This window comes from Streptomyces sp. NPDC051576, from assembly GCF_040681835.1.
GTDB lineage: Bacteria > Actinomycetota > Actinomycetes > Streptomycetales > Streptomycetaceae > Streptomyces.
The window spans coordinates 62,665-81,067 of sequence record NZ_JBFAZO010000014.1; the positions used below are offsets into that span (position 1 = coordinate 62,665).

The 18,403-nt window shown below is 70.8% G+C and carries 18 protein-coding genes and 1 riboswitch; of the genes, 5 read left to right on the plus strand and 13 right to left on the minus strand.

Annotation, left to right across the window (positions count from 1 at the left end; translation table 11 throughout):
* Positions 1 to 27: 27 nt before the first annotated feature.
* Positions 28 to 1,056, minus strand: coding sequence for an L-threonine 3-dehydrogenase (gene tdh / locus AB0M63_RS37460; RefSeq protein ID WP_366022502.1), 1,029 nt, complete (start codon positions 1,054 to 1,056; stop codon positions 28 to 30).
* A 270-nt stretch (positions 1,057 to 1,326) separates the two neighbouring features.
* On the opposite strand from tdh, the gene AB0M63_RS37465 reads away from it, so the two are divergent.
* Complete coding sequence (locus AB0M63_RS37465; RefSeq protein ID WP_366022503.1) at positions 1,327 to 1,620, plus strand: muconolactone Delta-isomerase family protein; 294 nt, start codon at positions 1,327 to 1,329, stop codon at positions 1,618 to 1,620.
* A 696-nt stretch (positions 1,621 to 2,316) separates the two neighbouring features.
* On the opposite strand, the gene AB0M63_RS37470 is transcribed toward AB0M63_RS37465, so the two are convergent.
* From AB0M63_RS37470 to AB0M63_RS37500, 7 genes are all read right to left on the minus strand, one after another.
* Positions 2,317 to 2,892 (minus strand): GAF domain-containing protein, encoded by a 576-nt coding sequence (locus AB0M63_RS37470; RefSeq protein WP_355920061.1) that lies wholly within the window; start codon positions 2,890 to 2,892, stop codon positions 2,317 to 2,319.
* A gap of 60 nt (positions 2,893 to 2,952) precedes the next feature.
* Positions 2,953 to 3,570 carry an ATP/GTP-binding protein gene (locus AB0M63_RS37475; RefSeq protein WP_355920057.1) on the minus strand — a complete coding sequence of 206 codons (618 nt, stop codon included), beginning with the start codon at positions 3,568 to 3,570 and terminating at the stop codon, positions 2,953 to 2,955.
* Complete coding sequence (locus tag AB0M63_RS37480; protein ID WP_355920263.1) at positions 3,548 to 3,919, minus strand: DUF742 domain-containing protein; 372 nt, start codon at positions 3,917 to 3,919, stop codon at positions 3,548 to 3,550. The genes AB0M63_RS37475 and AB0M63_RS37480 overlap by 23 nt, the downstream gene beginning before the upstream one ends.
* Before the next feature lie 2 nt (positions 3,920 to 3,921).
* Positions 3,922 to 4,356 (minus strand): roadblock/LC7 domain-containing protein, encoded by a 435-nt coding sequence (locus AB0M63_RS37485; protein WP_355920055.1) that lies wholly within the window; start codon positions 4,354 to 4,356, stop codon positions 3,922 to 3,924.
* Between the two features lie 95 nt (positions 4,357 to 4,451).
* Positions 4,452 to 6,767, minus strand: coding sequence for an ATP-binding protein (locus tag AB0M63_RS37490; RefSeq protein ID WP_366022504.1), 2,316 nt, complete (start codon positions 6,765 to 6,767; stop codon positions 4,452 to 4,454).
* 491 nt (positions 6,768 to 7,258) lie between these two features.
* Positions 7,259 to 7,495, minus strand: coding sequence for a winged helix-turn-helix transcriptional regulator (locus AB0M63_RS37495; protein WP_355920049.1), 237 nt, complete (start codon positions 7,493 to 7,495; stop codon positions 7,259 to 7,261).
* A 12-nt stretch (positions 7,496 to 7,507) separates the two neighbouring features.
* Positions 7,508 to 8,710 carry an MBL fold metallo-hydrolase gene (locus AB0M63_RS37500; protein ID WP_355920046.1) on the minus strand — a complete coding sequence of 401 codons (1,203 nt, stop codon included), beginning with the start codon at positions 8,708 to 8,710 and terminating at the stop codon, positions 7,508 to 7,510.
* 239 nt (positions 8,711 to 8,949) lie between these two features.
* Between AB0M63_RS37500 and AB0M63_RS37505 the strand changes: the two genes are divergently transcribed.
* Positions 8,950 to 10,128 (plus strand): Glu/Leu/Phe/Val dehydrogenase dimerization domain-containing protein, encoded by a 1,179-nt coding sequence (locus tag AB0M63_RS37505; protein WP_366022505.1) that lies wholly within the window; start codon positions 8,950 to 8,952, stop codon positions 10,126 to 10,128.
* A 44-nt stretch (positions 10,129 to 10,172) separates the two neighbouring features.
* Positions 10,173 to 10,790 carry a TetR/AcrR family transcriptional regulator gene (locus AB0M63_RS37510; protein WP_355920043.1) on the plus strand — a complete coding sequence of 206 codons (618 nt, stop codon included), beginning with the start codon at positions 10,173 to 10,175 and terminating at the stop codon, positions 10,788 to 10,790.
* Between the two features lie 106 nt (positions 10,791 to 10,896).
* Here AB0M63_RS37510 and AB0M63_RS37515 read toward each other — a convergent pair whose 3' ends face one another.
* The 3 genes from AB0M63_RS37515 to AB0M63_RS37525 form a co-directional block, all read right to left on the minus strand.
* Positions 10,897 to 11,682 (minus strand): SGNH/GDSL hydrolase family protein, encoded by a 786-nt coding sequence (locus tag AB0M63_RS37515; RefSeq protein ID WP_366022657.1) that lies wholly within the window; start codon positions 11,680 to 11,682, stop codon positions 10,897 to 10,899.
* 199 nt (positions 11,683 to 11,881) lie between these two features.
* A complete protein-coding gene (locus AB0M63_RS37520; RefSeq protein WP_366022506.1) occupies positions 11,882 to 12,796 on the minus strand; it encodes a LysM peptidoglycan-binding domain-containing M23 family metallopeptidase in 915 nt (304 codons plus the stop codon).
* A 4-nt stretch (positions 12,797 to 12,800) separates the two neighbouring features.
* Positions 12,801 to 12,963: riboswitch (cyclic di-AMP (ydaO/yuaA leader) on the minus strand.
* Positions 12,964 to 13,264: 301 nt separating this feature from the next.
* On the minus strand, positions 13,265 to 15,337 hold the full coding sequence (locus AB0M63_RS37525) for an alpha-galactosidase (RefSeq protein WP_366022658.1): 2,073 nt from the start codon (positions 15,335 to 15,337) through the stop codon (positions 13,265 to 13,267).
* A 485-nt stretch (positions 15,338 to 15,822) separates the two neighbouring features.
* On the opposite strand from AB0M63_RS37525, the gene AB0M63_RS37530 reads away from it, so the two are divergent.
* Both AB0M63_RS37530 and AB0M63_RS37535 read left to right on the plus strand, forming a co-directional pair.
* Entirely contained in the window at positions 15,823 to 16,617 is a 795-nt protein-coding gene (locus AB0M63_RS37530; protein ID WP_366022507.1) for an SDR family oxidoreductase, read from the plus strand.
* Between the two features lie 167 nt (positions 16,618 to 16,784).
* Positions 16,785 to 17,582, plus strand: coding sequence for a tyrosine-protein phosphatase (locus AB0M63_RS37535; protein WP_366022508.1), 798 nt, complete (start codon positions 16,785 to 16,787; stop codon positions 17,580 to 17,582).
* Between the two features lie 18 nt (positions 17,583 to 17,600).
* Here AB0M63_RS37535 and AB0M63_RS37540 read toward each other — a convergent pair whose 3' ends face one another.
* Together AB0M63_RS37540 and AB0M63_RS37545 are read right to left on the minus strand one after the other, a co-directional pair.
* Positions 17,601 to 17,720 carry a DUF6126 family protein gene (locus AB0M63_RS37540; RefSeq protein WP_355920031.1) on the minus strand — a complete coding sequence of 40 codons (120 nt, stop codon included), beginning with the start codon at positions 17,718 to 17,720 and terminating at the stop codon, positions 17,601 to 17,603.
* The gene (locus AB0M63_RS37545) at positions 17,717 to 18,352 is read right to left on the minus strand and encodes an XRE family transcriptional regulator (protein WP_355920028.1); all 636 of its coding nucleotides are present in this window, start codon (positions 18,350 to 18,352) and stop codon (positions 17,717 to 17,719) included. The genes AB0M63_RS37540 and AB0M63_RS37545 overlap by 4 nt, the downstream gene beginning before the upstream one ends.
* Positions 18,353 to 18,403: the final 51 nt, after the last annotated feature.

The window sequence follows — 18,403 nt, forward strand, 5'->3', positions numbered from 1 at the left end:
TCCCTACTACGGAGTCCAGTTCCCGTACTACGGAGCCCAGTCCAGGATCACCTTGCCGCCGCGTCCGCTCGCCGCGTCAGCGAACGCCGCCTCGAAGTCGCGGTATCCGTACCGCCCTGTGATCACGGGCGCGAGGTCCAGGCCGCCCTCCAGCAGGACGGACATGGCGTACCAGGTCTCGAACATCTCACGGCCGTAGATGCCCTTGATGGTGAGCATCGAGGTGACGACGCGGGACCAGTCGACGGGGAACTCCTCGGCGGGCAGTCCCAGCATCGCGATCCGGCCGCCGTGCGTCATGTTGGCGATCATGTCGCGCAGGGCCTCGGGACGGCCGGACATCTCCAGCCCGATGTCGAAGCCCTCACGCAGCCCCAACTCCCGCTGCCCGTCGGCGATCTGAGCGTCTGTCACATTCAGTGCCAGACTCACGCCGATCTTGCGCGCGAGAGCGAGACGTTCCTCGCTCACATCGGTCACCACGACGTTGCGCGCACCGGCGTGCCGGGCAACTGCCGCCGCCATCAGGCCGATCGGACCCGCGCCGGTGATCAGTACGTCCTCGCCGACCAGCGGGAAGGACAGCGCGGTGTGCACGGCGTTGCCGAACGGGTCGAAGATCGCGGCGACATCGAGGTCGACGGGCACGCGGTGCACCCACACATTGGCGGCGGGCAGCGCGACGTACTCCGCGAAGGCCCCGTCACGGCCGACGCCGAGTCCGACCGTGGCACGGCACAAGTGGCGGCGTCCGGCAAGGCAGTTGCGGCACCTGCCGCACACCAGGTGGCCCTCGCCGCTCACCCGGTCACCGGCCTTGATGTCGACGACGTCCCGGCCGGTCTCCACCACCTCGCCGACGAACTCGTGCCCGAGCACGAGCGGGGTACGGATCGTCTGGCGCGCCCAGCCGTCCCAGGACCTGATGTGCAGGTCGGTGCCGCAGATCCCGGTGCGCAGCACCTTGATCAGTACGTCGCCGGGTCCGACGGCGGGCTCCGGGACGTCCGCGAGCCACAGCCCGGGCTCCGCCCTCTCCTTGACCAGCGCCTTCAACGCTACGGCTCCTGTGGGTGAGGTCCCGGGCGCGGGCACGCCGAGCGAGCCCGTTCCGGGGGTGGGGGTGGATTCTGTGAGCAATCTGCCTCACCGGGGCGCCCGGGTCCATCGAGGTTTTCTTAAGCCGTGCCGCAGCTTTCCTTCACATGAGGCCCTCTCAGCAGGGAGCGAGCCTGTCGTGGCGCCCGCGCCGGTCTCGGGTCACGATGAGGGCACCGGAGTCCGGCGCCCTTCGTCGCGCCGGGCGGGCCCGAACGGAGCGAGGTCATGCGAGAGTTCCTGGTCGAGATCACCACCACCGTCCCCGAGGGCACCAGCAAGGACGAGGTCGACCGGCGCCGCGCCGCCGAGGCCGTCCGCTCCCGCGAACTGGCCGACACCGGCCATCTGGGGCGGCTGTGGCGTCCGGTCGGCGAGCGGCGCAGCATCGGCGTCTGGCGTGCCGACGACGAGGAGCAACTCCACGAGAAGGTGCTCGGCACCCTGCCCCTGCACGCGTGGATGACCTTCGACGTCACCCCGCTGGAGCCACACCCGAACGACCCCGGCCAAGCGGAGTAACGGCCGCACCTGCCCGGCTGGGCTTTCGGCGGGTGGGCGCCGGTATCGCGCTCTCGGGGCTGCTCGTCCTCGCCCTGCGCCCGGTCACGGACTGGCGGGCCGCGTGGTGGGCGGCGGCTTCGTGGAAGCTACGGCCCGAAGTGCCGGCCGCGCCGACCACGGAGGCGCCCGCGACCAGGGCCGACCGACGCTGCGGCGCAATTGGCCAGGCCTCCCCCGGCCGGCTCAGCGGCGGCGCGTGGATGCTCGTCGGGCCGGCCGCCGTACCGTCCTCCGCGCTCTGGGCCCGGCTCGGGCCAGGCGGTCGGCATCGCGCTGCCCACGCCGGCCGGCGGGGTGGCGGCGACCCTGGCCGCCGGGGCCCACCTGCGGGTTCCCGCGCTCGGCGGCGCTGCCGACCGCCGGGCACTCCGTCGGCAGATCCTCGGCCCGCTCGCCGTCGGGCCGCCCCGGTGGTCCTCGCCGCGACCGCCGCCGTCCTGCGGACCGGCTTCCCGCAACCACGCGGTGGCGGTACGACGCTCCGTGCCGGACCAGGGACGGCGGACCGCGCCGACGAATGCCGGTCGCCGACTCAGGCGGCGCGGGCTCCGAGCCGGGCGCGGCAGTTCGCCCAACGAGGGCTCAGCCGCCCGGTGTTGTTGCACGGCTTCGCGAACATCAGCCGGCCCTCCGACTGGGCTACGACCCGGTCGGCTACGCACCGCCGAGTCCCTCCAGCCTCGGCACCAGGTCCGCCGCCGTCGACTTGATCGTCTCCAGGCCGGGCTTCCCCCACGGCCGCGGCTCCGTGTCGACGACGCACACGGTGCCCAGCACCATCCCCGTGGAGTCGATGAGCGGCGCCCCCAGATAGGAACGGATGCCGAACTCGTCGACGACCGGGTTCCCCGCGAACCGCGGATAGTCGCAGACATCCTCGAGCACCAACGCCTTACGTCGGACCACCACATGGGGGCAGAACCCATAGTCGCGCGCCAACTGCCGCCCCACCTGGGGCTTGGCGTGCTCCCCGCCCGAGACGGGCCTCGGCAGCCCCGCCCCGCCCGGGGTGTGCAGACCGGCGAAGAACTGCCGGTTCTCGTCAATGAAGTTGACCATGGCGTACGGCGCTCCGGTCAACTCGGCGAGCTGGTCCGCGAAGGCGTCGAGCACCGGGTCCGGGCGCTCCCCCAGGCCCAACCCCCGTAGCCGTCGCCTCCGTTGGGGCGCCTCCCTGTCCTCGGGCGTGAGCAGCAGACGACCGGCCGGACGCGGCGGGTCGTAGCTCATGGGCGTACTCCGTCCCTGTGGACGTATGTCATAGAGGAACTCCGTAAGAGTGTGCGGGGATCACATGTGGGCACCATGGCTCGGCGCATGTGCCGGGGCGTGCTCGATGAGATGGCGTACGAGGGTCAACAAGGTCTGCACTCCGGAACTGGAGATCCGCGCATCGCAGCGCACGACCGGGATCCCCGGGTCGAGGTCGATGGCGGCACGCACCTCCTCGGGGTCGTAGCGGTAGGAACCGTCGAACTCGTTGATCGCGACGATGAACCCGAGGCCGCGCTGCTCGAAGAAGTCGACGGCGGCGAAGCACTCCTCCAGGCGTCGGGTGTCGGCGAGGATGACCGCGCCGAGCGCGCCTTCGGACAACTCGTCCCACATGAACCAGAACCGCTCCTGTCCAGGCGTACCGAACAGATAGAGCACATGTTCCGGGTCGAGGGTGATCCGGCCGAAGTCCATCGCCACGGTCGTCTCGACCTTGTTCTCGATGCCTTCGAGATCGTCGGTCGCGGCACTGACCGTGGTGAGCAGCTCCTCCGTGCTGAGCGGCGCGATCTCGCTCACCGCTCCGACGAAGGTCGTCTTGCCGACGCCGAAGCCGCCCGCCACCAGGATCTTCAACGCGGTGGGGAAGGGATCGTGGCCGCTCTCGTAGTCAGAGCTGTCGTCGTAGTCCATCGAGCACTGCCTCCAGAAGAGACCGGTCAGTGGGGTTGTGGTGGAACTCGGGCGGCTTGGTGGTCAGCGCCCCGCCGTCGACGAGGTCCGACAGCAGCACCTTGGTGACCACCGCCGGCAGCTTCAGGTGGGCGGCGACCTCGGCCACCGAGACGGGCGCGCGGCACAGGTCGAGCGCCTGCGCGTGCTCGGGGCCGAGATAGCCGAGGGGCGTGGCGCCGGTGGCCATCACCTGCGACAGGAGGTCGAGCGCGATGGAGGGCCGGGTCCGGCCGTTGCTGACCGTGAAGGGGCGCACCAGACGTCCGGCCGCGTCGTCCAACCAAGGCCCGTCGCCGGCCGTCGCCACGCTCAAGGCCTCATCGCAGGGGATTCGACGGCATGCTGCCGGGGCGCGGTCACGAGGTAGGGGCGGACGCTCTTGACCAGCATCGCCATCTCGTAGCCGAGGACGGCCGCGTCGGCCTCGCGGCCGGCCAGCACGGCGAGGCAGGTGCCCGAGCCGGCGGTGGTGACGAAGAGCAGCGTCGCGTCGAGTTCGACGACGACCTGCCGGACGTCTCCGCCTTCACCGAAGCGGACGCCCGCGCTACGGCCGAGGGAGTACAGGCCGGAGGCCAGCGCGGCCATGTGGTCGGCACTGTCGGGGTCGAGACCGTGAACCGACTTCACGAGCCCGTCGCAGGAGAGCAGTACCGCGCTGGTGGTGTGCGGTACGCGCTGCACGAGGCCGCTCATCAGCCAGTCGAGATCGGATACATGGCCGGTCGGCGCATCGCTCGCCATGGTGGATCGACTCCTTGGGGTACGAAGGTCTGCGGGAGCGCGGGTGGGGGTCGGCATGCGGGTGGGTGTGTCCGTGGGGGTGGGGGCGTGCGTCGTCATCCGGCTGATGCGCTCCCGTCGTGCCGGGCGGTGAGATCGTGACCGGGCGCGTGCGCGTGCGCCTCGGCTATGGGTGCGGCGCCCATGTGGGGGGCGAGGGTGAAGGGGGGCAGCTCTGTGTGGTCTGCGGGGGACGGCTCCGGGGTGGATGGGTTCGGGTGGGAAGCGTTCAGGTAGATGCCGCCCGTGTGGACACCGTCGGCCTGGAGGAACTGCGCACGGGACGGCTCGGTGGACGACGGGTCCGTGAGGGGCTGCTCCGTGTGGGACGGCTCCGTGTAGGACGGCTCCGTGTGGAGCGCGCTCGTATATGCCCCGCCCACGTGAATCGCGCCTGTGTGCGGGAAGTCCGTGTGGTCCGCCTCTGTGTGGACTGACTCCGTGTGCTCTGGGTCCATGTGGTCTGAGTCCGTGTGCTCTGGGTCCATGCGGGCCGAGGCCGTGTGTGCCGCCTGCATGTGGCTCGGCTCGGCGCTCAGCAGCGGTGCCTGCGCCCCATTGGTGTGGCCCGACTCCATATGGAGCCGCTCCACATGTGGTGACACCATCTCCGGCGCCGTCTCCGCCACCTCCTCCACCGTCTCCATGTGCTGCTGTGCTTCCGCGAGGCCGATCCCCCGTTGGAACGCGGCCATCAGGCCCGGGTCGTGGCCTGCGGGGTGTTCGGAGTCCTGGCGGGGGGCCGGGCCGTCGCGGAGTTGGGGGGCGATGTGTTCCTGGGCGCGGCGCCGGGGCAGTTGGGGCGGCTTGCCCATGGTGCCGCGTACCGCTCCGCCTCGGGGGACGGGCGGTGCGCTCACGTTCTCGGCCACGGTCCGCCGGTCGTCGGGTCGGATGCCGGGTACCGCCTCGGAGGGGTTGGCCCGTTCCGCGTGGGCGCCTCGGACGGGCAGCGGCACCGGTCCGCCACCAGCGTTCGGCCCCGGCGCGACGGGCGGTGCGGATGGTGCGGGTTCCCGTCGTTGATGCCGCCCGGGTGCGGGAGCCGCAGCGCCCCGCCGGACGGCGGCCTGTTGGCCCCCCTCGGTCGCACCCTGCGGCGGCAGGAGCGGCTGCCCTCCGCCCAGGGTGTCCACGGGCTGCCCCACGGTTCCGGGAGCGCCCGGCGCCGTACCCAACAAGGCCTGTGGCACGACGAGTACGGCCTGTACCCCGCCGTAGATGTTGTTCTGCAGGCGGACGTGGATGCCGTGGCGGCGGGCGAGTTGGGAGACCACGAACAGGCCGATGCGGCCGTCGGCCAGCAGGCTGGCGACGTTGACCTGGTCGGGGTCGGTGAGCAGGGCGTTCATCCGGCTCTGTTCGCCGACGGGCATGCCGAGTCCGCGGTCCTCGACCTCGACGGCGAGTCCCGAGGTGACGAGGTTGGCGCGGAGCAGTACCTGGGTGTGCGGCGCGGAGAACACCGTGGCGTTCTCGACGAGTTCGGCCAGCAGGTGGATCACGTCGGCGACGGCGTGGCCGCGCAGGGTGCCGTCGATCGGCGGCACGAGTTTGACGCGGGAGTACTGCTCGACCTCGGCGATGGCGGAGCGCAGCACCTCGGTCATGGAGACCGGGTTGCTCCACTGTCTGCGGGAGACGGCGCCGCCGAGGACGGCGAGGTTCTCGGCGTGACGGCGGATGCGGGTGGCGAGGTGGTCGACGTGGAAGAGGCCCTTGAGCAGGTCGGGGTCCTCGATCTCGTTCTCCAGCTCGTCGAGGATGGAGATCTCGCGGTGCACGAGGGACTGCAGGCGCCGGGCGAGGTTCACGAAGACCTCGACCTTCTGTTCGCTGCCGGCCTGGCTGGAGAGCTGGGCGGCCGATACGACGGCGGTGACGGCGCCGTCGTGGGCCCGGGACAGATCGGCGGCGAGCAGGTCGAAGTCGTCGGCGTCGCCCGGGGGCCGGCTGCGCGGCTTGCGCTGGGGCGGGCCCTCGCCGCGGCGCAGCGCTTCGACCAGGTCGCGCAGGTCGGCCTCGCCGCGCGCGCTGCTGCGGCGCAGTGCGCCGATGCGGTCGCTGACAGAACCGGCCGCGCGACCGGCGGCCACGGCGGCGATCAGGATGCCCGCGCAGGTGACCGCCGTGGCGCCGGCTAGGACGCCCCACAGGGTGAGGCTGGTCCGTGCTCCGGTGGAGCGGACGGTGAACAGGACGGCCGCGCTGGCGCTGAGCGCGACCGCGACGGGCGGTAGCACGGCGAGGCGCAGGAGTTGGGGCCGTATGTGCGTATCGGGCAGCGCGGGCACGGGGCGGGCGGCCGGTCGCCCGTGCCGGCCGCCCTCACGGCGGTCTGCGCGGGCGGCCGGTGCACGGAGTTGAGACATCGGCGTCCTCGTACTGGTGCGTCGGGCCGGTTTGCTCGCGCGGGGTGCGCGATTCGGGCATACGCCATCACGGTGCCGGTCGGGAGAGCCGAAGAATTCGGCCCTGCGTCGCCCGGCGGACACTCACAGTAGTCGTCAACGCATCATGTGCGGTGGGCAGTTGACAAAGTCCCACGGGGAGCGTCCCGCTCTGGTATGAGGCCTCGCACGACAGACCGATAACCCTCTCGGCGCCACGCCGAAGAAGGACAAAGAATCGATCGCCCCTGATCGGAACCGGTCATGAACGGGCGCCGGAAGCCGGGGAGTTCGGAGCCGCCCAACCCGGGATGTTCACTCGTCCCGCGCCCCCGGCCGGACGGCGGCGGCGGTTGCCGGGGCCCTGCCCCCCCTCCACCGCGCCCCGGCACATCACAGGCCGTGTCTGCCGAAGCGCACGCATGCCGTTCGCAGAAGTACAGCAATACCTTGCCGTGTGCCGAAGCCGACCGTCAGGCGTCGAAGCGGCGGAGGGCGGCCTCGATGTGGCCGAGGTACCGGTGGATCCAGCCGATCCGCAGGTTCTGGGTGAGCGTCTTGTGGCTGACGCCCTCGATCCGGTTCCGCAGCTCGCTGAAGCGCAGGGCGCCTTCGCCGAGGACGTCGATGATCAGGAACGCCCACTTGTTGCCGACCTCGCCGGAACCGGCCGAGAACGATTCCGCCGGCCGGCGCCGACCGAGGGGCACGGTTTCGCGCCGTCAGCGCTCGTTCGCCAGGTCCAGTTCCGCCGGAGTCGCCGTCGGGTTCGGTTCCGTCCCGACCGGCTCCGGGCTCCGCCAGGGGTGGGTGATCGTCCCGCCGTAGGGCTGCCACCAGCGATCCGTCGCCAGGTCACCGCCCGGCTCGAACGGCTCGCCCGGCCTCGGTGTGGCCACGGCCTGCCCCGCCGCCTCCGCCGCGTCCGCGGTCCATTCGCCGGGCTCGGCCCACGGGTGCAGGGCCAGATTGAAGGTGCCCCAGTGGATCGGCAGCAGCACCCCGTGCGGCTGCCCGCCCTGGAGGTCGAGGTGGGCGCGCATGCCCTCCTCCGGGGTCATGTGGATGTCGGGCCAGAACTCGCTGTACGCGCCGATCTGGATCATCGTGGCGTCGAACGGGCCGTGTGCGGCACCGATGTCCTGGAAGCCCTCGAAGTAGCCGGTGTCGCCGCTGTGGTAGATCCGGTGCTCGTCGCCGGCGACCACCCAGGAGGCCCAGAGCGTGTGCTGGGTGTTGCGCAGGCCGCGACCGCAGAAGTGGCGGGCCGGGGTGGCGGTCAGGGTCAGGCCGCCGACCTTGGTCTCCTCGTGCCAGTCCAGCTCGCGCAGCCGGTCGGCGGACACGCCCCAGTGCTCCAGGTGGGCGCCGACGCCGAGCGGCACGGCGAACAGGGTGTCCGTGTCGGCCAGCGCCTTGATGGTGGGCATGTCCAGGTGGTCGTAGTGGTCGTGCGAGATGACCACGACGTCGACCGGGCCGAGCGCGGCCAGTGGCAGGGGCACCGGGTGCAGCCGCTTGGGGCCGGCGAAGGGGAACGGGGAGCAGCGCTCGCCCCAGACCGGGTCGAAGAGGACCCGGTGGCCGTCGATCTCCGCCAGCACGCTGGAGTGCCCCATCCAGGTCAGCCGCAGCCCGGTGGCGGCGGGCCTGGCCAGGTCGGCGAGGGTGGTGGCGTGCACGGGCAGCGTGCCGGCGGGGGCGCGGCGGGCGCGTGCCTCCTTGTCGAGGTAGGACTTGCCCATCTCGCGCATCGTGCCGCCGGAGGGGCGGACGTTCGTGTTGCCCCCGGGATTCTGGAAGACGCCGTCCTTGAAGTGGGGTGATCTGCGGATGCGCGCCAGGCGCTCGCCGCTCGGGTCCGCGCCGAAGGCCGCGGGCCGCAGCGCGCGGAGCCCGGGGCTCAGGGTACGGATTCCGGTCACGGTGCCTCCAGGTGGAGTCGGTCAGGCTTTCCATTATGGTCGACCCCTCTGACAACGACGGCGCATCGGCGTCACGGGGGCCGCTTTCCAAGGAAAGACCAAAGTTCCGCGCCCGGGGTTGACACCCGAAGGACCCGAGGCACGGAATTCGATCTTCCGTTGACAGGACCCGACGCCGCTTCCGATACTGACTCGCCGTTCAGTACTCGTCCTGTCGGCCCGTGCCGCGAGGAGTCCGTATGACCGCGCCCCTGATGTCGCTCACCTGGACCGACCACGTCACCGGCCGCCAGGGCTTCCTGGTCGTCGACCGGCTGGTGCGCGGTGTGTCGAGCGGCGGTCTGCGGATGCGGCCGGGCTGCACCCTGGAGGAGGTGACGGGGCTCGCCCGCGGCATGACCATGAAGGAGGCGCTGCACTACGACCCGGAGGGCCGTTACGTCCCTCTCGGCGGTGCGAAGGGGGGCATCGACTGCGACCCACAGGATCCGGTGTCGTACGGCCTCCTCGTGCGCTATCTGCGGGCCATGCGGCCGTACATCGAGAGCTTCTGGACGACGGGTGAGGACCTCGGGCTCAGCCAGGACCTGGTCGACCGGGCCGCCGCGGAGGCGGGGCTGGTGTCGTCGATCCAGGCCGTGTATCCGCTGCTCGACGACGAGGCGACGGCGCGGCGGCGGCTCGCGGACGCCTTCGCGGTCGAGGTGGACGGCATCGGTCTCGACGAGTTGGTCGGCGGCTGCGGGGTCGCGGAGTCGGTGCTCGCGGCGCTGGACCGGGCGGGGGTGCCGTACGCGGGGACACGGGTCGCCGTGCAGGGGCTCGGCACCATGGGCGGGGCCACGGCACGGTTCCTCACGCGCGCGGGGCTGATGGTCGTGGCCGTGGCCGACATCAAGGGCACGATCGCCAACCCGGCCGGGCTCGACGTGGACGCGCTGCTCGCGGCGCGGGACGCCTACGGCACCGTGGACCGCCGCGTGCTGCGCCCCGACGACCGTGAACTCCCCGGCGAGGACTGGCTGTCCGTCGCGGCCGAGGTGCTGGTTCCGGCGGCCGTGTCGTACGCGATCGACACCACGAACCAGCGGGGGATCACCGCCCGCTGGGTCGTCGAGGCGGCCAACATGCCCGTGCTGCCGGAGGCCGAGGAGGCGCTGGCCGAGCGCGGGGTCACCGTTCTCCCGGACGTGGTTGTGAACTCCGGGACGAACGCCTGGTGGTGGTGGACCCTCTTCGGCGACATCGGCGCGGACGCGGACGAGGCGTTCGCCCACACGCGGCGGTCGATGCGCGCCCTGATCGACCGGATGCTGGCCCGCGCGGAGGCCGACGGCACGACACCGCGGGCCGCCGCGCACGCCATCGTCGCGGACCGGCTGCCGGTCATCGCGGAGCGGTTCGGCTGGTACCGGTGAGGCACGGAGCGACGCCTTCGCGGGCCACGGATTAGGGTGATCGGGTGGCGAGAGTGCGGTTGAGCGTGGCGGAGCGGCGGGCGGAGTTGTTGCGGGCCGCCGTGGAGCAGATCGAGGCGCGGGGCGTGGCGGCGGTCAGGATCGCCGACGTCGCCTCGGCGCTCGGGGTGAGCAACGCGCTGGTGCTCTATCACTTCTCGACCAAGGAGAAACTGGTCGCCGCCGCGTTCGCCTTCGCCGCGGAGGACGACCTCGCGCATCTGCGCAAGCTGCTCGGCCGCCGGACGACCGCGCTACGGCGGCTGCGGTCCGCGGTGCGCTGGTACGCGCCGACCGGGCAGGCCAAGGGCTGGCGGCTGTGGATCGAGGGCTGGGCGGCGGCCCTGCGCGAACCCGCCCTCCTGGACGTCACTCGCGATCTCGACCGGCAGTGGAAGCAGGCGCTCGCGGAGGTCGTCGCCGAGGGAGTCGCCGCCGGCGAGTTCCGCTGCCCGGACCCGAACGGCACCGCCCTGCGCCTCACGGCCCTCCTCGACGGCCTCGCCGTACAACTGACGGCGTACGCGGGAGCGGTGCCGCGGGCGCGGGCCCTGGAGTGGGTGGACGAGGCACTCGCTCGCGAACTGGGTTTGGAACGGGCGGCGTTGACCGCCACGTCTTGAGTCGGGCGGCTGCGCGGTCGGGGTGACGGATCAGGGCTCGGCATACGCCGACACCCGCCCCGATAGAACGGCCCGCACGCGCGCGTGCGGGCCCAACCCCTCCCCCTCAGGCCACCGACTCGATCCGCATCTTGATGTCGTTCGGTGACAGCGCTCCCTTGGCCTCCACATGGTCGCCCGAGGACTCGCCGCGCAGTCGCCGCCCGATCCATGGCACCAGGTATTCGCGGGCCCAGTGCACGTCGTCGCGCCGGATGTCGAGCGGGCCGCGCGGTGGCAGCGGGGGCCAGGGCTGGTCCGGATCGGCCGGGACCTCCACGCCGAGGACCTGCCCGGCGCGGAGCGCCACGCGCGTGTGCCCCTCGGGAGAGAGGTGGAGCCGGTCGCCGTCCCAGGCCCGCCGGTCCTGGACCGTCTTCAGGGACCACAGGTCGAGCACCGGGCAGCCGTACCGGTCGGCGATGGCCCGCACATGGCCGTTGTACGTGGCGATCTTGCCGCGCAGATGCTTGAGCACGGGCACGCCACGGGTGTCGAAGCCGGTCGTCACCATGACGGTGCCGACGGCGGCGGTGAGGTCGGCGACCGCGCGTTCGAAGCGCTCGGCGACCTCGTCGGGGTCGGTGCCGGGACGGATGATGTCGTTGCCGCCCGCACAGAAGGAGACCAGGTCGGGGCCGATCTCCTTGGCGCGGGTGAGCTGGTCGGCCACGATCTGGTCGAGGAGTTTCCCGCGCACGGCGAGGTTGGTGTACTCGAAGTCGCCCTCGGGCCGCCGATCCGCGAGCAGTACCGCGAACCTGTCGGCCCAGCCGACCATCGCCCCGTCGGGCCCGGGGTCGCCGACGCCCTCGGTGAAGCTGTCCCCCACCGCCACGTACGACCCGATCACTGATCTGCTGTCACTCTTCGAATCGTCTGCCACGGCAACCATAATTCACCCTGGACTGTGACCTACGCGATCGTATTTACGGGTTGACGGTCGGTGAGATAAGCCACTTGTAAAGGGTTGTCCAAAGTCGGAATAAGTCTCTGATCAGGGGCGTTGACTACGGAACCGCCGCGCCCCTGACCAGGCGTCAGCACCGAACTCAGCCGACGGTGACTCCGTGCGAGCGGAGGTAGGCGACCGGGTCCACGTCCGAGCCGTAGTACGGCGTGGTCCGGATCTCGAAGTGCAGGTGCGGGCCGGTGACGTTCCCGGTCGCGCCGGAGAGGCCGATCTGCTGCCCCTCGGTCACGGTCTGGCCGGCCGAGACGGACAACTGCGACATGTGGGCGTACTGCGAGTACTCGCCGTCCGCGTGCCGGATCACGACCTCGTTGCCGTACGCGCCGTCGTAGGCCGCCGAGACGACCGTGCCCGCGGCGATCGCCTTGACGGTGGTGCCGGTCGGGACCACGAAGTCGACGCCCGTGTGGTAGCCGCTGGACCACATGCTGCCCGCGACGTGATAGCCGGTGCCGATGGTGGCACCGGTCACGGGAAGCGCGTAGCCGGTGGAGGTGCTCTTCGACGAAGAAGCCGAAGACGCCGAAGAAGAAGACGAAGAGGCGCTCGTCTTCGACGAGTTCGACGAGTTCGACGAGCTGGACGACTCGGTCTTGCCCGTCCCGCTCGTCGTGGCCTTCTGGCCGAGGGTGAGCTTCAAGCCCGGGTGGATCAGCGACGGATCGCCGCCGATGGCCTCGCGGTTGTCCTGGTAGAGCTTCTTCCAGCCGCCGGTGACGTTCTGGTCCTCGGCGATCTTCGCGAGCCAGTCGCCCGACCGCACCGAATACGTCTTGACGCCCGCCGACTTCGAGGCGGTCTTCTCGACGACCGTCTTCTCGGACGCCGGAACTGACTGAACCGCCTTTTCCGGAGCGGAAGTCGTGGTCGCGGCATGGGCGCCGGTGGCTCCCATGAGCGGAAGGGCGAGCGCTGCGCCGCCCGTTCCGGCTACGGCCATCGAGCGGGTGAGGCGCTGGGACTTCGGGCGGCGGTGCTTACCCTTCGCGGGCATGACGAATTCCTCTCCGGCGCCTGCGAGGTGAGCTGTCGGGTGCGGGCTGGAGATGCCCGGCCGCGCGCTGGTCGCGGCTTTACCCCAAGCCCGTTCCGGAGACCGGAACAGGCGTCCTACCTGTGGGTCCCCCGCTCCTGCCGCATTCGGGTGGGTGTGTGCGGAGTCCGGTCGGCGGCAGGATTGGGCGTCCGTCCGGATTGGTGGCGAACGTAAGCGAGGAAGACGCAAAGGGACAAGCAGGAGGTTCCACGGATTTGCGTTTCTTGTGGCCTCCTGTGGGAATTAACAGTCACCCTCCGTGAATTCCCACCGGACTCCCGCCTCAATTCCCCTGGAAAAGCACGCCAATTACGTGAACATGACGAACGACGTACGGTCACGAATATGACTCTGCTCACGTACCTTCTCCTCAGCTTCCTTTATTCCAGAGCGAGTTGGACTAAGGCTGCAATTAGGACAGAAGGTTCAGATGCGACGCAGTCGGAGAACCGTCGCATCAAGGTCACCGTGCAGCCCGGTGCGCAGTCCGTGGTGCAACAGGACCGCACCTCGGTGGACTTCGCCCGTTTCGAGACATTCGTACGACGCTGTCGGGTCGAGCCCACGCAGTCGGAGGGCAGGTACGGGCTCGCCGTAGTGCTGCGCCTGGAGGAGGGCAAGGACGACGGACTCCTCGCCGCGCACGTACTGCACCGCGCTCAGTCCACCCTGCGGCGGGCGCAGCCGGTGGAGGTCGCCGTGCTGGACGAGCGGGCGGATCTCCTTGTAGAGGTCCACCCACTGGCGGGCCTCGGCGAGTTCCTCCTCGGTCCACTCCGAGAGGTCGCCGCCCACGCCGAGCACTCCGGACATGGCACTCACGAACCGGAAGCGCAGACTGCTGACCCGGTCGTTGAGCTGGGTGTTCGGGCTGTCGGTGACCCAGGCCGCCATCACGCGCGCGGGATGGATCTGACTGAAGCCGTGCTGGATGGCGAGCCGGTCGAGCGGGTCGGTGTTGTCCGAGGTCCACACCTGGTCGGTGCGGCTCATGATGCCGAGGTCGATCCGGCCGCCGCCGCCCGAGCAGGACTCGAAGGCCACCTTGGGGTGGGCCGCCCGCAGCCGGTCCAACAGGCCGTACAGGGCGCGCACATGGTCGACCCAGAGGCGCTGCGGATAAGCGTCGCCGGGCCAGCCGGCGTCGGTGAAGCAGCGGTTGAAGTCCCACTTCACATAGTCGATGGGGGCGCTGCTCAGGAGCGTGTCGAGGCGCTCCCAGAGGTACTCCTGGACATCCTCGCGTGCCAGGTTCAGCACGAGCTGATTGCGGAACTCCGTCCGCTTTCGTCCCGGTTGGAACTGCACCCAGTCGGGGTGCGCGCGGTACAGGTCGCTGTCCGGATTGACCATTTCGGGCTCGACCCAGATGCCGAACTGCATGCCGAGGCCGTGCACGTAGTCGGCGAGCGGCTTGACACCGCCGGGGAAGCGGTCCGGGTTCGGCGTCCAGTCGCCGAGTCCGGCGCGGTCGCTGGTGCGCTTCCCGAACCAGCCGTCGTCGACCACGAACAGTTCGACCCCGGCCGCCGCGGCGCGCCGCGCGAGGACGCCCTGCTGCTCCTCGGAGATGTCGAACTGGGTGGCCTCCCAGGAGTTGTAGAGCACCGGCCGGTCCTGGTCCGCGTCCGGGATGACGTACGTCCGCTGGTACGTGTGCCAGGTGCGGCTGGCGCCGCCGTAGCCGCCGTCGCTCCACAGGCCGGCGAAGACGGGGGTCGTGAAGGACTCACCGGGCTCCAGGAGCAGCAGTCCGGAGTCGTCGTACCCGGCGCCGCCGCCGATCTGCACGCGCGCGTCCGGGAGTTGGGCCACGGCGATCCGCCAGGACCCCGACCAACCGAGGGCACAGCCGTAGACCTCGCCGCGCTCCTCGGTCGCGTCGGTGTCGAGGGCGACCCAGGGCAGGTGCTGGTGTCCGGTGTGGCCGCGGCGGCTGCCGATGACCTTCTCGCCGTAGGTGAGCTCGGAGCGCGTCAGCCGGGACTCGGCGGCCCAGCGCCCGTGCAACTGCGACAGCCGCCAACCGTCGCGCTCGGGCAGGGTCCACACGGCGGAGTCGGCGCGCAGCAGCTCCAAGGGCTCGGACCCGTCGTTGCCGAGGGTCGTCCAGCGTTCTACGACGTCGTCGCGCATCCGGTAGTGCAGGGTGATCGCGAGGCCGGTGTCCCGGAAGCGGAGCCGGAGTTCGTCGCCCTCGGTGTCGTACCGCTCGAAGGTCCACTCCGTGCCGCGGCGCTCGGGGGTGCGCACGGACAGGGCGGGCCGGGCGAAGCGGGGGCCGCCCTCGACGGGGTACTCCTCGCGTCCGTCGAGCGGCGACTCGAAGGAGGAGGCCGCGGGCAGCGGGCGGGCGGCGAGTTCCTCGGCGTCGGCGAGGGCGATTGCCGGGCCCCAGTGCAGGTGGAGCAGCTCGTCGTGCTCGGTGAGATGGACGGCGTAACTGCTCGTGGGGCCCGACAGCACCCACGTACGGCCGTTCTCGGCGATCTCCAGCATCAGGTCCCTCACAGATTCGAACAAGTCCACTCAAGCACCAACATCATCAATGGCGCGGACCTGCGAGGCAACGCCTGTGGACAACTCGTTGCCTGTGGAATCTCCCGTCGCGAGTTCGGATCAACGGTGCCGGCCCGGGCCGTTCAGCACTCCACTGAAGCCGGCCGGCAGCGAGGGATTGTCCGCCTCGGCGGCAGGCTCCCGCCGCCGACGGGCTGGGTGGGCCGAACGCCGCGACCGCCGAAACCCCCGAAGTTACGGAGGGATTCGAACTCGTGAAGAACCCGGAACGGGAAATCCCCGAGATCCGCCAGTGGGAAGTGGGATGGCATGTGTCCGACGGGACACATGGTCGTGGGCCTGCACGCCAGAACTCGGACGCCCCTTCGGCTCCGGCCGGAGTGGCGGGCCGATCGCCCCGACGCCAGGCTGACGTCAGGGAGCGGCACACGGCACGGACACACATACAAAGGGACTGGTTCCACATGCAGATCGATCTGACCGGACGCACCGCCCTGGTGACGGGCTCGACGCAGGGCATCGGCGCGGCGATCGCCGCCGGACTCGCGCGCTCCGGCGCCCGGGTGGGGGTGAACGGCCGGGACGAGGGGCGGGTCGCGGAGGCCGTGGCCCGGCTGACGGCGGAGGTGCCCGGCGCCTCCTTCGTGCCGGTGGCCGCCGACGTGGCGAACGAGGAGGGCGCGGAGCGTGTCGTAGAGGTGCTGCCGGACGTCGACATCCTCGTCAACAACCTCGGCGTCTTCGGCTCCGCCGACCCGCTGGAGATCAGCGACGCGGAGTGGCGGCGTTATTTCGAGGTGAACGTACTGGCCGCCGTACGGCTGACCCGGATGTACCTGCCGGGGATGACCGGGCGCGGCTGGGGCCGGATCCAGTACATCGCCAGCGACTCGGCGATCGTGATCCCGGCCGAGATGATCCACTACGGCATGTCCAAGACCGCGCTCCTCGCCGTCGGCCGCGGCTTCGCGAAGCAGGCGGCGGGCACCGGGGTGACGGTCAACTCGGTCATCGCCGGGCCGACCCACACCGGCGGTGTCGAGGACTTCGTCTACGAACTCGTCGACCGCGACCTGCCCTGGGACGAGGCGCAGCGCGAGTTCATGCGGAAGCACCGGCCGCAGTCCCTGCTGCAACGGCTGATCGAGCCCGAGGAGATCGCCAACATGGTCGTCTACCTCGGCTCGGACCAGGCGTCGGCCACGACCGGCGGCGCCCTGCGGGTCGACGGAGGATACGTCGACTCGATCCTGCCCTGACGGCATGGTCCGCGCCTCCCACCTCCCACCTCCCACCTCCCACCTCCCACCAGGAAGAAGACCCTGGTCAGCGCCGTAACGGCCGACCAGGGGCGGGATGTATGTCGTATCGTCGACAGCGTGCCCGCCGGTGAGCCGCGTCGTCGGGCCGAGTGGGAGGAGCCCTCGTGACGCAGCAGATCCCGTCGACCGAGCCGGAGTTGTCCGGAGTGCGTAATTTCCGGGACGTGGGCGGACTTCCGACGGTGGACGGACGGCGGGTGCGGCAGGGTGTGCTGTTCCGCAGCGGCCATCTCGCGCACGCGACCGATGAGGACGCCGTGTTCCTCGGCTCGCTGGGCCTGCACACGATCTTCGACTTCCGCAACGCGTCGGACCAGAAGCTGGAGGGTCCCGACGTCGAACTGCCCGGTGTGCGCAATGTGAACCTGCCGCTGAGCGACCCGGCGGACGGCTCCGAGTTCTGGAAGATGGTCCGCGACGGCGAGATCGAGCAGCTGCGCGGCATCCTCGGCGACGGCAAGGGCGCGCACCGGATGATCACGTCGTACCGCACGATCGTCAAGGAGCGCACCGCCGAGCACTCCCAGGTGCTGCACGCGCTCGCGGAGGACAGTGTTCCCGCGCTGATGCACTGCGCCGCGGGCAAGGACCGCGCGGGCCTGTCGATAGCCGTGACGCTGCTCGCCGTGGGCGTGGAGCGCGAGGCGATCCTGGCCGACTACCTGGAGTCGAACGCCAAGCACCGCCGCTACAAGGTGCGCCGCAGCGGCTCCGCCGCCACGGCCTACTCCCCCGAGGTGATGGAACTCCTCAGCCCCCTCTTCGACGCCCGCGCCGAGTATCTGACGGCGGCCTTCGAGACCGTCGAGGAGACCTGGGGCGGCGTGGACGCCTACCTGGAGCAGGGGTTGGGGATCACCCCGGAGACCCGGGAGCGGCTGCGCGGACGGCTGCTCGACTGAACTCGCCGCTGCGGCAGGCTACTTGGCGCCCACCGAGAACAGCAGGTAGATGAAGGCCGCGAAGACGTGACCGACGGCGATGTAGATGATGAGCCGGATCCACAGGGCGCGGGGGAACTTCTCTTCCATGTCCATCATGGTGTGTCTCCGGTGATCGGGCCCAGGCACAGGGCGGCCGTGGGGCTCTGCAACAGGGTGTGGACGAACAGGACCTCGACGCCGGTCGCGTCGGCTGCGGCGAGCCGGTGCGGGGTCAGCGAGTCGAAGTGGGCGCTGTCGCCGGGCGCGAGGATGTGCGCGGTGTCACCGAGGCGCAGCCGCAGCCGCCCCTCGATGACGTACAGCCACTCCTCGCCGGGGTGCACGCGCACGATGTCGCCCTGGGAGCCGTGCGGGATGCGGACGCGCAGCGACTGCATCCCGCGGCCGGGGGCGCCGGCCTGCCAGTACGTCCAGCCGCCCGCGCGGGTCGGTTCCATGTCGGCGGCGCGCACGACGGCGTCCCGGTCGATGGCCGTCTCGCCGAGCAGATCCGAGACTGTCGTACCGTAGATACGGGCCAGTGCGAGCAGCATCGGCAGTGAGGGCTGGCGCTGCCCGGTCTCCAGACGGGAGAGGTGGGCGGGCGAGAGTCCGGCCGAGCGGGCGGCGGCCTCCAGGGTGAGGGAGGCGCGGCGGCGCAGGGCGCGGAGCTGGGGTGCGACGGTGGCCGGCAGGTCGTCGGCCGGCCCGGTCGGCGGTTCCGGCGCTGTCTCGGAAGAGCTGCTCATGCCCTCCATTCAGCCGGACTTTTGCCCCTGCGGCAAACTTCTTGCCTCAGG

Bases quoted from the DNA above. Each gene is read 5' to 3' on its own strand.
- AB0M63_RS37465 (WP_366022503.1), top strand. From the start codon at position 1,327: ATGCGAGAGTTCCTGGTCGAGATCACCACCACCGTCCCCGAGGGCACC.
- AB0M63_RS37470 (WP_355920061.1), bottom strand. From the start codon at position 2,892: ATGAGCTACGACCCGCCGCGTCCGGCCGGTCGTCTGCTGCTCACGCCC.
- AB0M63_RS37475 (WP_355920057.1), bottom strand. From the start codon at position 3,570: ATGGACTACGACGACAGCTCTGACTACGAGAGCGGCCACGATCCCTTC.
- AB0M63_RS37485 (WP_355920055.1), bottom strand. From the start codon at position 4,356: ATGGCGAGCGATGCGCCGACCGGCCATGTATCCGATCTCGACTGGCTG.
- AB0M63_RS37490 (WP_366022504.1), bottom strand. From the start codon at position 6,767: ATGTCTCAACTCCGTGCACCGGCCGCCCGCGCAGACCGCCGTGAGGGC.
- AB0M63_RS37505 (WP_366022505.1), top strand. From the start codon at position 8,950: ATGACCGCGCCCCTGATGTCGCTCACCTGGACCGACCACGTCACCGGC.
- AB0M63_RS37520 (WP_366022506.1), bottom strand. From the start codon at position 12,796: ATGCCCGCGAAGGGTAAGCACCGCCGCCCGAAGTCCCAGCGCCTCACC.
- AB0M63_RS37525 (WP_366022658.1), bottom strand. From the start codon at position 15,337: ATGCTGGAGATCGCCGAGAACGGCCGTACGTGGGTGCTGTCGGGCCCC.
- AB0M63_RS37530 (WP_366022507.1), top strand. From the start codon at position 15,823: ATGCAGATCGATCTGACCGGACGCACCGCCCTGGTGACGGGCTCGACG.
- AB0M63_RS37540 (WP_355920031.1), bottom strand. From the start codon at position 17,720: ATGATGGACATGGAAGAGAAGTTCCCCCGCGCCCTGTGGATCCGGCTC.
- AB0M63_RS37545 (WP_355920028.1), bottom strand. From the start codon at position 18,352: ATGAGCAGCTCTTCCGAGACAGCGCCGGAACCGCCGACCGGGCCGGCC.